Origin of the sequence: Paraburkholderia guartelaensis (assembly GCF_004353905.1) — a bacterium.
In the GTDB taxonomy this organism is placed as follows: domain Bacteria; phylum Pseudomonadota; class Gammaproteobacteria; order Burkholderiales; family Burkholderiaceae; genus Paraburkholderia; species Paraburkholderia guartelaensis.
In genome coordinates, this window is record NZ_SMOD01000021.1 from 63,174 (window position 1) to 75,616 (window position 12,443).

A 12,443-nucleotide genomic window follows, 5' to 3' on the forward strand; every position below is an offset into this window, starting at 1 on the left:
TCGAAGGGCGGCGGCTGGGCCGCGACCGTTCAACCTTACCCCAGCGGCGGGCGGCGTGCACGGCGGCGCGAGCGCGCATGTGGCCGCGCCGGAGCATGCCGGCGTCGCGGCGCTCAGGGCGGGTCTGCGGTTACACTGCTCCCGCCTGCACGCGGGCACTGAATGTGGAGACGGGAGAGGAGACTGGATGACGAACGAAACGGCGCCCGTGGTCTACCGCGACACGGTGCGCGCAGAGTGGGTCGATTACAACGGCCACCTGCGCGACGCGTTCTACATGCTGATCTACAGCTATGCGACCGATGCGCTGCTCGATGCCATCGGGCTCGATGCGGCGGCGCGCGAGGCGCGCGGGCGGTCGATGTACACGCTGGAGGCGCACCTGAACTATCTCCACGAGATCAAGGAGGGCGCGCGGGTGCGCGTCGACGTCCGGGTGATCGAGCACGACGCGAAACGCGTGCGCCTGTATCTGGAGATGTTCGCGGGCGATAGCGACGATGCGGGCGGCTCGCCCGTCTCGGCGAGCGAGCAGTTGCTCCTGCACGTGGACCGCTCGGGCCCGCGGGCGGCGGCCTTCGACGCCGATGTGCTCGCGCGCGTGGCGGCGTTGCGCGCCGCCTCGGCGGGCTTTGCGCCGCGCCATGCCGCGCGGGCTATTTCGCTCGCGCCTCGTTGAGGCTGCTTGGGCGACGTCGCTGTGCTTATTTCGGCAGTTCTGCGCCGATGAGGGCGCCGAACACTTCGGCTGCGATCATGACGGAGGCGTTCAGCGGCGCGGGACGTTCGGCCGGCTTGAACACGGCGTCGCCGCGGCGGATCTTGCGGCGCGACACCGCGCAGGTACCCGAAGAGTGCGCCGAGCGGCGGCGCCAGCGCTGTTCGCCATAATGGCAGCGACCGGGTTCGACCCAGCGGATCACCAGCGCCGTATCCGTCTGCTCGAGTATTTCGATACGCTCACCGTTGGCTCCGTCAAGCGAGAGGCACGCTTTTTTCTTCATTGTCGGCTCCGTAAGTGTGGTGCCGCGAATGTAGTCCTGCGCGCTGACAAGTGCCATTCTGTCGCCGTTGAAACACCATTCCATTATCAGCAACAATCTGCCTGCGACACGTTGCGATTCACGAAGGAATGGGGGTTTGCGGCTGATTTGGGGTCGACATCTCGAATTTGTGCAACGCACTGTTGTACGTGGCGCGACATCGAGCGGCGCGAAAACGGGCGCCTGGAGGGCGTTTCAGGGTGGGGACGGAACGGCTGGGGCGGATCTGGATCTGAGGAAAGACTGGCCCGGCTGGATTGATTTGCTGCACCGCGCTGGCTGGTGGCACCGCACCTGCGCAGCCACGAAACCGGGCTTCTGTTTTTGAATTTTCACGAGGTTACATGATTCATCGTCCGCCTGCTCCGAACTCCGCAAACGAGCAGAAAATCCAGCGCGCCGCCTCCGCGGTGCTGTACGCCACGCTCGTCCTGCTGGCGCTGTGGATCGTGCGCGAGTTCGTGCCCGCCGTGGCCTGGGCGAGCGTCTTTGCCATCGTCCTGTGGCCCACCTATCAGGCGATCGAGCGCCGCGCCCCGTTCAAGGGCCGCAAGACGCTGATCGCCACGCTGCTCACTGCTGCGATCGGCCTGCTCGTGGTACTGCCGATCGCCGTCACGGCCATTCAGGCCGGCGGCGAGGCCCACGAGCTTTACCTCTGGATGCACGCCGCCCAGGAGAACGGCGTGCCGGTGCCCGATTTCGTTGCGCATCTGCCGGTCGGCAGCCGTCAGGTGAGCGACTGGTGGCAGGCCAATCTCGCCCAGCCGCTCAAGGCTTCCCCGGCGATGAAGAGCCTGCACGGCGACACCATCGCCTCGTTCGGCCGCCACTTCGGTGCGCGCGCCGCCCACGCCACGATGACGTTCGGCTTCATGCTCGTCACGCTGTTCGTGATCTTGCGGGCGGGCCCGCGTCTTTCGGCTACGGTGATGCGCGGTGCGCGCCGCGCCTTCGGCGCCGACGGCGCGCAGCTCCTGCAGCGCATGGCCGCCGCCGTGCGCGCGACGGTCACGGGCCTCGTGGTCGTCGGGCTGGGCGAGGGCGTGCTGCTGGCCGCCGCCTATATCGCGACCGGCGTGCCGCATGCAGCGCTGCTCGGCACCGTCACAGCCATCGCGGCCATGCTGCCGTTTTGCGCGCCCATTGTGTTCTGCGCCGCGGCGCTGTGGCTCGTCATCCAGGGTTCGCTGATCGCGGCGGCTGCGCTCGCGGTATGGGGATTCGTGGTGGTGTTCGTCGCCGAGCATTTCGTGCGGCCCGTGCTGATCGGCAACTCCACGCGTCTGCCGTTTCTGCTCGTGCTGTTTGGCATTCTGGGCGGGGCGACGACCTTCGGGCTCATCGGCATCTTCATCGGCCCGGCGCTCATGACCGTGCTGATGGTGCTTTGGGTGAACTGGGCGGAGTAACGCTTAGTTCGCGGCGAGGCGCGCCGCGCGCCTCGTGCCTCGCTCAACGGAAGCAGGCGAGCGTGTACTTGAGCGCGGCGGGCAGCAGCTCGCGCCACACAGGCCACACGTGGCCGCCGTCCACGATGCGCAGCGCCGCCGTATTGCCGGCCTCGCGCAGCCGCGTGTAGAGCAGCGACGACTCGGCCTGGATCACGAGGTCGTCGTCGCCGGCGGCGATGAAGAACGGCACGCGCCGGGGCTGCGCGAAATACGGCTTCCAGAGCGCCGGATAGTTGAGTGTGCGCCAGATCTGCGCATCGAACTGATGATCACCGAACACGCCCACGTGACGCGCCGCCGAACTGGGCGGCGGGTCGCCCGCATAGACCGCCGGGGAAAGCAGCAACGTGCCGCAGAACATGTCGGGGTGCTCCAGCGTGTAGCGCAGCGCGCCGAACCCGCCCATCGAGACACCGCCGATCGCGCGGCCGTCGCGCGCGTCCTCCACCGCGAAGTGCGCCTCGATCTCGGGCAGCAGATCCTGGAAGAACGCCGTCTCCATCCTCTCCTTGCGGTCGACGTACCAGTCGGTGCCGCCCTGCGGCATCACGATCACCACGGGCGGGATTTCGTGGCGGGCGATCAGCGTGTCGGCGGTGGTCTGGAGCTGGCCTTGCGTGACCCAGTCCATGGGCTCGCCGTTGTTGCCATGCAGGAGATAGAGCACCGGGTAGCGGCGCTGGTCGGCGCGATAGCCGTTCGGCAGGTACACCACGTAAGGCCAGTCGCGGTTGAGCGCCTCGGCGTGGAACGTGCGGGCCACGACCGTGCTCGCCGCGGCTGGCGCCGCGGGCGTGACGAACGCCGCGCAAGAGAGAGCGAGCGGGAGCAGCGCGGTGCGAAGAAGTCTGCGCATGGCAGGGACATCGAGGGCGGTGGCGCGCCGGCGGCGCGGGGTCATCATGCTAGCAGCCGCTCGTGCGCGCCGGAAGCCGTGATCGGTGAGCCGGCGCGCGGTTCATGGCCTGCGCGCCGCGTCGTTTCAGGCGGAAGCTTTGGCGCGCGAAGGCAGCAGCCGCTTGAGCGGGTCGGACGCACGCGCGACGAGCAGCAGCGCGGTGATCGCGACGGCGTCTGCGCACAGGCCGAGCGGCACGTTCAGATAGCCGTCGGTGTACCAGTAGAGCACCGAGTCGACGGTGAGCGAAATCACGGCGCCGGCCACGAACGAGAGCATCCCCTTGCGGCCGACGAGGCCCACCCACGGCAGCGCAAGCGCCAGGCGCTTCGCCCAGCCGAGGCGGATGACATGCGCCGTAAGCCACGCGATGCCAAGGAAGTTGAGCACGCGAAACCATGCGAGGTTGCGCTTGAAGTCGCCGTCGAGCGCGACGTTGCCGAGCTGCAGGCGATAGATCGCGGCGCCCGCCACGACGGCGAGTGCGGCGAGGGTCACGAGCGTGCCGAAACGGTGCGCGCTCACGCGCTGGAACACGGGTTGCGCCTGCGCGATCACGCCGAGCACGAACATCAGCTGCCAGCCGAACGGGTTGAAGTCCCATTGCACGTCTTCGACGTGCGGCAGCCACGGCGCCAGGTGCGGCGCGACGCCCCAGAGCACGAGGCTCACGGCCAGCAGCAGCCACGGCCGCGTGCGCGCGAGCGGCAACGCGAGCGGGGCGGCGAGGGCGAAGCAGGCGTACATCGGCAGCACGCCGGCCAGATACGGCTGGCGGCGCAACAGCACGATGTCGCGCAATGCCGCGGCAGGCGCGAGCGTGAGATCGTCGAGATCGGTCGTGGCGAGGTTGGGCGCATCCACGTTGCACGCAACGAGAATCGCGGTGACGAGCAGCATCAGGAGCGCCGTCACGACGAACGCGCGGTAGATCTCGAACGCGCGCTTGATGAAGCGCTGCCGCGCCGCAGCCTCGGTGCGGCGTACGCACAGCGTGGCCCAGGCGGTGGCCGTGGCGAAGCCGCCGAGGAAGACGAAGACCTCGGCTGCGTCGCACAGCGCGTAGGCGTGCAGCGTGACGCGCGAGACGATGCTGCCGCCAATGTGATCGACGACGATAATGAGCAGGACGAGGCCGCGGAAGAAATCGAGTTCGACTAGACGGTTGGATGGTTTTGACATGTTGTGGCAGCAGGCCGGGCCGGCGTGGGGCGCATGAAGCAGCCGATGATGCGAAACGGGCCGGGCGGGCAGATGCTGGAAGTACCTGGCTGGAAAATCAGGAAATCAGGAATTCGGGCGGGGTTCGCGGCGCGCCGGGAACCATGAAGCGGCCACCAGGGCGGCCGCACGATAAACGCAGGAAAAAGACCTGAAGAATACGCGAGGGTTCCCGCCGGATGCGGGTTTACGTTGACGCCGATATTAGCGTAGTTTCAAATACCTTTCATTGGACGTCGCCAGCGCGCCGTTCAAGTTTCCGGGGCCTGTGCCGATAAGGCAGGGGAAGGGGCACGATCATGCTGTCGCGGCGAATGCCGCTCTGACGCGGGGTTGGGCCGGGGGGCGAGCCGTTTCTTCTGGCCCTTTGTCGATGCTTCAATGGGCAAGAATTCGGCTAATTAACATTTGTTTCAAAGTGTTCTCCCTGGGCTGATTTCATGGAGTTGCGCTTTACAATGCCGGAGCGAATTTGAGATGGCACGCTCGTTCGTTAATGCGGCGATCGCGTGCGTTGAATGTTTATGGTTCGAGATGCCGTCGGTTTAGACGCAGATCGAAGCAGCCCGGCGCAAGCGAGCCGGCACGCCATGAGGAACGGGAGCGCGGCATACGCAGCAGACCGTCCAGGGCATCCACTCGCTGCATCGCACGGCTGCAAGCACCGCAGGAGAGAGAGTTATGTTTGAAGACGATCGTATTGGTCAGCGCAGTCTCAAGGGGTTCTGGGCCGCGTTGGGACTGGCGGCCCTGCTGGGCGGCTGCGCCAACATGAACCCGCAGCAACCGCAAGAGCAACCGCAGCCCGACACGGCGGCAGCGGCTACCCCGGCCTCCGATGCAGCGAGCGCCGATGCCAGCAGCGCACAACCGGCGGCGAGTGCGCCCGTCACGCGCGTCGTCACCAAAACGACCTACGTGCGCGTGCGCCGCGGCGACACGCTTCAGCGCATCGCGCAAAAGCACAGTGTGTCGGTCAAGGATCTGGCCGCCTGGAATCACCTGAAGCCGAACGGTCACCTGCGCGCAGGCCAGTCGATCAAGCTGGTTTCGAAGCAGACGATCACCGTGCAGGTGGCCGCGCCGCAAGCTGGCGGAGCGACGGCGAACGCCAACCCGAACGCAGCCGGAAACCGCCAGGTTGCCGCGGAAGTGGCACGCCATTCGAACAGCGTCGCACTCGTGTGGCCGGCGCATGGCCGTGTGGTCGAACCGTTCGCGCCGGGCACGACGCGCGGCATCGAGATCGCGGGCAAGGCCGGCGACCCCGTGCTCGCCGCAGCCGACGGCAAGGTCATGTACGCGGGCACGGGCCTGAACGAATACGGCAGCCTGATCATCGTCCAGCACAACAAGGACTTCCTCACGGCCTATTCGCACAACCGCCGTCTGCTCGTGAAGACCGGTGACACGGTGCATCAGGGCCAGCAGATCGCCGAGATGGGCAGCGAGAACAACGACCGCGTGGCGGTGCTGTTCGAGGTGCGCCGCGATGGGAAGCCGGTGGACCCGATGCCGTACTTGCCGTCGTCGCCGCAGGGCTGAGCGTCGCGTTTCCAGCGTTCAAACTGCTCGGTGAGAAAAACAAAACCGCCCTGACGCATCGCAGCGTCAGGGCGGTTTTTTCACTACTGCAAACCGCGTACTTCTTAAAACCGCTCCTTAGAACGCGTCGCCCGGCACCCGCACCCAGCCTTCCATCAGCACGCGCGCGCTGCGGCTCATGATCGCCTTCGTGACCGTCCATTCGCCGTTTTCCTGACGCGCCTCGGCGCCCACGCGCAGCGTGCCCGAAGGATGCCCGAAGCGCACCGCGCTGCGTTCGCCGCCGCCCGCCGCGAGATTCACGAGCGTGCCCGGAATGGCCGCCGCGGTGCCGATCGCCACGGCCGCCGTGCCCATCATGGCGTGATGGAGCTTGCCCATCGACATGGCGCGCACCAGCAGGTCCACGTCGCCCGCTTCCACCCGCTTGCCGCTCGACGCCGTATAGCCCGCGGGCTTCGCCACGAAGGCGATTTTCGGCGTGTGCTGGCGCGTGGCGATCTCGTCGAGGTTCTTGATGAGTCCCATGCGCAGCGCACCGTGCGCGCGAATCGTCTCGAACTTCTTGAGCGCCTGCTCGTCGCCGTTGATCGCGTCCTGCAATTCCGTGCCCGTGTAGCCGATGGCCTCGGCGTTCACGAAGATCGTCGGGATGCCCGCGTTGATCATCGTGGCCTTGAGCGTGCCCACGCCCGGCACTTCGAGGTCGTCCACGAGGTTGCCAGTGGGGAACATCGAGCCGCCTGCGCCTTCTTCCTCGGCGGCCGGGTCGAGGAATTCGAGCTGCACTTCGGCGGCGGGGAAGGTCACGCCATCCAGTTCGAAATCGCCCGTCTCCTGGACGTGGCCGTTCGTCATCGGCACGTGCGCGATGATGGTCTTGCCGATGTTGGCTTGCCAGATGCGCACGGTCGCCACGCCGTTGTCGGGCACGCGGCTCGGGTCGACGAGGCCGCCGCTGATCGCGAACGGACCCACGGCGGCGGAGAGATTGCCGCAGTTGCCGCTCCAGTCTACGAAGGCCTTGTCGATGGCGACCTGGCCGAACAGGTAGTCGACGTCGTGGTCGGGCTTGCTGCTTTTGGCCAGAATCACGGTCTTGCTCGTGCTCGACGTCGCCCCGCCCATGCCGTCGATCTGCTTGCCGTACGGGTCGGGGCTGCCGATCACGCGCATGAGCAGCTTGTCGCGCGCAACGCCCGGCTGCTGCGCCGAAGCGGGCAGATCCTGGAGGCGGAAGAACACGCCTTTGCTGGTGCCGCCGCGAATGTAAGTGGCGGGGATCTTGATCTGAGGTACGTGTGCCATGTGTTGTCCTGAAACGAAGGGCGGCGCGCGTGTAACCGCTGCGCCGCCCGTTTCCCGTTTATGCCGCTGCCTGTGATGATTCGAGGAAGTCCTGCGCGAAACGCTGCAGCACGCCGCCTGCTTCGTAGATCGACACTTCCTCGGCCGTATCGAGTCGGCAGGTGACCGGCACTTCCACGCGCTCGCCGTTGCGGCGCTGAATCACGAGCGTGAGGTCGGCGCGCGGCGTGCGCTCGCCGATCACGTCATAGGTTTCCGTGCCGTCGATGCCGAGCGTCGTGCGGTTCGTGCCCGCCTTGAACTCCAGCGGCAGCACGCCCATGCCGATCAGGTTCGTGCGGTGAATGCGCTCGAAGCCTTCCGCTACGATCACTTCCACACCCGCGAGACGCACGCCCTTGGCCGCCCAGTCGCGCGACGAACCCTGGCCGTAGTCCGCACCCGCGATGATGATGAGCGGCTGCTTGCGTTCCATGTAGGTTTCGATGGCTTCCCACATGCGCGTGACCTTGCCTTCCGGCTCGACGCGCGCCAGCGAGCCCTTCTTCACGGCGCCGTCCACCACGGCCATCTCGTTGATGAGCGTGGGGTTCGCGAAGGTTGCGCGCTGCGCCGTGAGGTGGTCGCCGCGGTGCGTGGCGTACGAGTTGAAGTCCTCTTCGGGCAGGCCCATTTTCGCGAGGTACTCGCCCGCTGCGCTGTCCAGCAGGATTGCGTTGGAGGGCGAGAGGTGGTCGGTCGTGATGTTGTCGCCGAGCACCGCGAGCGGGCGCATGCCCTTGAGCGTGCGCTCGCCTGCCAGCGCGCCTTCCCAGTACGGCGGGCGGCGGATGTAGGTGCTTTGCGCGCGCCAGTCGTAGAGCGGATCGGTCGTCTCGCCGCTAGCCGCGGTGGCCGCGAACATCGGTTCGTACACCTTGCGGAACTGCTCGGGTTTCACGCTCTTCGCGACGATGGCGTCGATCTCTTCGTCGGTCGGCCAGAGGTCCTTGAGGTACACGGGCTTGCCGTCATTGTCCGTGCCGAGCGAGTCCTGTTCGATGTCGAAGCGGATCGTGCCGGCAATCGCATAGGCCACGACGAGCGGCGGCGAGGCGAGGAACGCCTGCTTTGCATACGGGTGAATGCGGCCGTCGAAGTTGCGGTTGCCCGAGAGCACGGCGGTCGCGTACAGGTCGCGATCGATGATTTCCTGCTGGATCTTCGGGTCGAGCGCGCCCGACATGCCGTTACACGTGGTGCATGCAAACGCGACGATGCCGAAGCCCAGTTTTTCCAGATCCGGCAGCAGGTCGGCTTCTTCGAGGTAAAGCTCCACGGCCTTCGAGCCCGGAGCCAGCGAGCTTTTCACCCACGGCTTGCGCGTGAGGCCGCGTGCGTTCGCGTTGCGTGCGAGCAGCGCGGCGGCGATCACGTTGCGCGGGTTGCTCGTGTTCGTGCAACTCGTGATGGCGGCGATGATGACCGCGCCGTCGGGCATCTGGCCCGGCGTCTCTTCCCACTTGCCCGCGATGCCGCGCTCGGCGAGAGCGGACGTGGGCAGACGCTTGTGAGGATTCGACGGGCCGGCCATGTTGCGCACGACGCTCGAAAGATCGAACGTCAGCGTGCGTTCGTACTGCGCGTTGGCGAGCGTATCGGCCCACAGGCCGGCGGTCTTCGCGTACGTTTCGACGAGTTTGACCTGCTCTTCCTCGCGGCCCGTGAGGCGCAGATAGTCGAGCGTCTGGTTGTCGATGAAGAACATCGCGGCCGTGGCGCCATACTCGGGCGCCATGTTCGAGATCGTGGCGCGGTCGCCGAGCGTGAGGCTCGATGCGCCTTCTCCACGGAACTCCAGATACGCGCCCACCACCTTTTCCTTGCGCAGGAATTCGGTGAGGGCGAGCACGATGTCGGTCGCGGTAATGCCGGGCTGGCGCTTGCCAGTCAGCTCCACGCCGACGATATCGGGCAGGCGCATCCACGAGGCGCGGCCGAGCATGACGTTCTCGGCTTCGAGGCCGCCCACGCCGATGGCGATCACGCCGAGCGCGTCAACGTGCGGCGTGTGGCTGTCGGTGCCGACGCAGGTGTCGGGGAACGCCACGCCGTCGCGCGCCTGGATCACGGGCGACATTTTCTCCAGATTGATCTGGTGCATGATGCCGTTGCCCGGAGGGATCACGTCGACGTTCTTGAACGCTTTCTTCGTCCAGTTGATGAAGTCGAAGCGGTCTTCGTTACGGCGGTCTTCGATCGCGCGGTTCTTCTTGAACGCGTCCGGATCGAAGCCGCCGCATTCCACGGCGAGCGAGTGGTCGACGATCAACTGCACCGGCACGACCGGATTCACCTTGGCGGGATCGCCGCCCTGGTCGGCAATGGCGTCGCGCAGGCCGGCGAGATCGACGAGCGCCGTTTGCCCGAGGATGTCGTGGCACACCACGCGCGCCGGGAACCACGGAAAGTCGAGGTCGCGCTTGCGTTCGATGAGCTGCGTAAGCGATGCGGTGAGCGTGGCCGAGTCGCAGCGGCGCACGAGGTTTTCGGCGAGCACGCGCGAGGTGTACGGCAGCGTGGCGTAGGCGCCGGGCTGGATGGCCTCGACGGCTTCGCGCGCGTCGAAGTAATCGAGCCGGGTGCCCGGGAGGGACTTGCGGTAGGCGGTATTCACGGCTTGGGGACCAAATGTGTTGTAAGCGGCGGTGCGCGGGATCGAAGGCGATGTCGTCACGCTACGACGCATCGCCTCCGGCGATTAGCGCTTGCTGATCGGCGTGAACTTCAGATTCTCCGGACCCGTGTAATTCGCGCTCGGGCGGATGATCTTGTTGTCGATGCGCTGCTCGATGATGTGCGCGCTCCAGCCTGCCGTGCGCGCGATCACGAAGATCGGCGTGAACATGGCGGTCGGCACGCCCATCATGTGATACGACACGGCGCTGAACCAGTCGAGGTTCGGGAACATCTTCTTCACTTCCCACATCGTCGATTCGAGGCGCTCGGCGATGTCGAACAGCTTCATGTTCGACTGCTCCTTCGAGAGCTTCTTCGCGATTTCCTTGATGACCTTGTTGCGCGGGTCCGAGATCGTGTACACCGGGTGGCCGAAGCCGATCACGACTTCCTTTTTCTCCACGCGCGCGCGGATATCGGCTTCTGCGTCGTCGGCGTTTTCGTAGCGCGACTGGATCTCGAACGCGACTTCATTCGCGCCGCCGTGCTTCGGACCGCGCAGCGCGCCGATCGCGCCCGTGATGGCCGAGTAGATGTCCGAGCCCGTGCCCGCGATCACGCGGCCGGTAAACGTCGAGGCGTTGAACTCGTGCTCGGCGTACAGGTTGAGCGACACGTGCATCGCGTCCACCCACGACTTCGACGGCGCGCGGCCGTGCAGCAGGTGCAGGAAGTGGCCGCCGATCGAGTCGTCGTCCGTTTCGACTTCGATGCGCTTGCCGTTGTGCGAAAAGTGATACCAGTACAGCAGCATCGAGCCGAGCGAGGCCATCAGGCGGTCGGCGATATCGCGCGCGCCCGGCAGGTTGTGGTCGTCCTTCTCGGGCAGCACGGTGCCGAGAATCGAGACGCCGGTGCGCATCACGTCCATCGGGTGCGCCGAGGCGGGCACGGCTTCGAGGGCCGTCTTCACGTTGGCGGGCAGGCCGCGCAGCGCCTTGAGCTTCGCCTTGTAGCCGGCCAGTTCGGCGGTGTTCGGCAGCTTGCCGTGCACGAGCAGGTACGCGACTTCTTCGAATTCGCACGCGGTGGCGAGGTCGAGAATGTCATAGCCGCGATAGTGCAGGTCGTTGCCGGTGCGGCCCACGGTGCACAGCGCCGTGTTGCCCGCTGCTACGCCCGAAAGCGCAACGGACTTCTTCGGCTTGAAACCGCCTGCGGCCGGCGTGGTGTTTTCTGCTTCGCTCATGGTGTCTTCCTCTCTCCAGGTATCTGTGAACTATATGTAGTGGGCGGATTTACTTCTTCGCGGCAAAGAGCGCGTCGAGCTTGTCTTCGTAAGCGTGGTAACCGAGGTAGCGGTAGAGGTCTTCGCGCGACTGCATCGTCGAGACGGCGGCCTTTTGCGTACCGTCGCGCTTGACGGTCTCGTAGAAGTTCAGCGCGGCGGCGTTCATCGCACGATACGCGCCGCAGCAGTAGAGCGCGATATCCACGTTCGCGCTTTTCAGTTCTTCGGTCGTGAAGAACGGCGTCGAGCCGAACTCCGTGAGGTTGGCGAGAATCGGCACCTTCACGGCGGCGCGGAAACGGCGGTAGTCGTCGAGCGACTTCATCGCTTCGGGGAAGATCATGTCCGCGCCCGCTTCCACGTAGGCCACGGCGCGCTCGATCGCGGCGTCGATGCCTTCCACGGCGGCCGCGTCGGTGCGGGCCATGATGACGAAGCCGTCGTCGGTGCGCGCGTCCACGGCGGCCTTCACGCGGTCCACCATCTCGTCGGTTCCCACGACTTCCTTGTTCGGGCGATGGCCGCAGCGCTTCTGACCCACCTGGTCCTCGAGGTGGACGGCTGCCACGCCCGCCTTGATGAACGACTTGATCGTGCGCGCGATATTGAATGCGCCGCCCCAGCCGGTGTCGATGTCGACCATCAGCGGAATGTCCACGGCGTCGGTGATGCGGCGGGCGTCGATCAGCACGTCGTCCATGGTGCTGATGCCGAGGTCCGGTACGCCGAGCGAGTTGGCGGCCACGCCGCCGCCCGAAAGATAGACGGCCTTGAAGCCGGTCGCCTGTGCGAGCTTGGCCGCATACGCGGTGATGGCGCCGACGACTTGCAGCGGTTGTTCGGCGGCCACGGCGGCGCGGAATTTCGCGCCGGCGCTTGCGGGGGTTTTGTTGTTCATGCGGGATGTCTCCAATTGAATCGCCGCCTCATATTGCAGATAGCGTGCCAGCTCCGCGCAACGAGACTAACGCGTTGATTTTGCGCCGGAATCGCATGTGCCGGTTACGGACCCTGATTTCCATGGT

General features: G+C 66.1%; 10 protein-coding genes. 3 read left to right on the plus strand and 7 right to left on the minus strand.

Going from position 1 to position 12,443, the window contains the following annotated elements; all coding sequences use genetic code 11:
- Positions 1–187 precede the first annotated feature (187 nt).
- Positions 188–679 (plus strand): thioesterase family protein, encoded by a 492-nt coding sequence (locus E1N52_RS25380; protein WP_133185550.1) that lies wholly within the window; start codon positions 188–190, stop codon positions 677–679.
- Positions 680–704: 25 nt separating this feature from the next.
- On the opposite strand, the gene E1N52_RS25385 is transcribed toward E1N52_RS25380, so the two are convergent.
- The gene (locus E1N52_RS25385; protein ID WP_069266348.1) at positions 705–1,004 is read right to left on the minus strand and encodes a DUF3331 domain-containing protein; all 300 of its coding nucleotides are present in this window, start codon (positions 1,002–1,004) and stop codon (positions 705–707) included.
- 383 nt (positions 1,005–1,387) lie between these two features.
- Here E1N52_RS25385 and E1N52_RS25390 point away from each other — a divergent pair, with 383 nt between their 5' ends.
- Positions 1,388–2,455: an AI-2E family transporter gene (locus tag E1N52_RS25390; RefSeq protein ID WP_133185552.1), complete on the plus strand. Its 1,068-nt coding sequence runs from the start codon at positions 1,388–1,390 to the stop codon at positions 2,453–2,455.
- A 43-nt stretch (positions 2,456–2,498) separates the two neighbouring features.
- Here the strand turns inward: E1N52_RS25390 and E1N52_RS25395 are convergent, their stop codons facing one another.
- Positions 2,499–3,353, minus strand: coding sequence for an alpha/beta hydrolase (locus E1N52_RS25395; RefSeq protein WP_133185554.1), 855 nt, complete (start codon positions 3,351–3,353; stop codon positions 2,499–2,501).
- 126 nt (positions 3,354–3,479) lie between these two features.
- A complete protein-coding gene (locus tag E1N52_RS25400; RefSeq protein ID WP_133185556.1) occupies positions 3,480–4,577 on the minus strand; it encodes an OpgC domain-containing protein in 1,098 nt (365 codons plus the stop codon).
- 720 nt (positions 4,578–5,297) lie between these two features.
- On the opposite strand from E1N52_RS25400, the gene E1N52_RS25405 reads away from it, so the two are divergent.
- A complete protein-coding gene (locus E1N52_RS25405) occupies positions 5,298–6,161 on the plus strand; it encodes a peptidoglycan DD-metalloendopeptidase family protein (RefSeq protein WP_133185557.1) in 864 nt (287 codons plus the stop codon).
- 117 nt (positions 6,162–6,278) lie between these two features.
- On the opposite strand, the gene prpF is transcribed toward E1N52_RS25405, so the two are convergent.
- The 4 genes from prpF to prpB form a co-directional block, all read right to left on the minus strand.
- Positions 6,279–7,469, minus strand: coding sequence for a 2-methylaconitate cis-trans isomerase PrpF (prpF, locus tag E1N52_RS25410; RefSeq protein WP_133185559.1), 1,191 nt, complete (start codon positions 7,467–7,469; stop codon positions 6,279–6,281).
- A gap of 58 nt (positions 7,470–7,527) precedes the next feature.
- Entirely contained in the window at positions 7,528–10,125 is a 2,598-nt protein-coding gene (gene acnD / locus E1N52_RS25415) for a Fe/S-dependent 2-methylisocitrate dehydratase AcnD (RefSeq protein ID WP_133185645.1), read from the minus strand.
- Between the two features lie 84 nt (positions 10,126–10,209).
- Positions 10,210–11,376: a bifunctional 2-methylcitrate synthase/citrate synthase gene (gene prpC, locus E1N52_RS25420; RefSeq protein ID WP_133185561.1), complete on the minus strand. Its 1,167-nt coding sequence runs from the start codon at positions 11,374–11,376 to the stop codon at positions 10,210–10,212.
- Positions 11,377–11,425: 49 nt separating this feature from the next.
- Positions 11,426–12,316, minus strand: coding sequence for a methylisocitrate lyase (gene prpB / locus E1N52_RS25425; protein WP_133185563.1), 891 nt, complete (start codon positions 12,314–12,316; stop codon positions 11,426–11,428).
- Positions 12,317–12,443 lie beyond the last annotated feature (127 nt).

Coding starts and splice junctions, on each gene's coding strand:
- E1N52_RS25380 (WP_133185550.1), top strand. CDS start 188: ATGACGAACGAAACGGCGCCCGTGGTCTACCGCGACACGGTGCGCGCA.
- E1N52_RS25385 (WP_069266348.1), bottom strand. CDS start 1,004: ATGAAGAAAAAAGCGTGCCTCTCGCTTGACGGAGCCAACGGTGAGCGT.
- E1N52_RS25390 (WP_133185552.1), top strand. CDS start 1,388: ATGATTCATCGTCCGCCTGCTCCGAACTCCGCAAACGAGCAGAAAATC.
- E1N52_RS25395 (WP_133185554.1), bottom strand. CDS start 3,353: ATGCGCAGACTTCTTCGCACCGCGCTGCTCCCGCTCGCTCTCTCTTGC.
- E1N52_RS25400 (WP_133185556.1), bottom strand. CDS start 4,577: ATGTCAAAACCATCCAACCGTCTAGTCGAACTCGATTTCTTCCGCGGC.
- E1N52_RS25405 (WP_133185557.1), top strand. CDS start 5,298: ATGTTTGAAGACGATCGTATTGGTCAGCGCAGTCTCAAGGGGTTCTGG.
- prpF (WP_133185559.1), bottom strand. CDS start 7,469: ATGGCACACGTACCTCAGATCAAGATCCCCGCCACTTACATTCGCGGC.
- prpC (WP_133185561.1), bottom strand. CDS start 11,376: ATGAGCGAAGCAGAAAACACCACGCCGGCCGCAGGCGGTTTCAAGCCG.
- prpB (WP_133185563.1), bottom strand. CDS start 12,316: ATGAACAACAAAACCCCCGCAAGCGCCGGCGCGAAATTCCGCGCCGCC.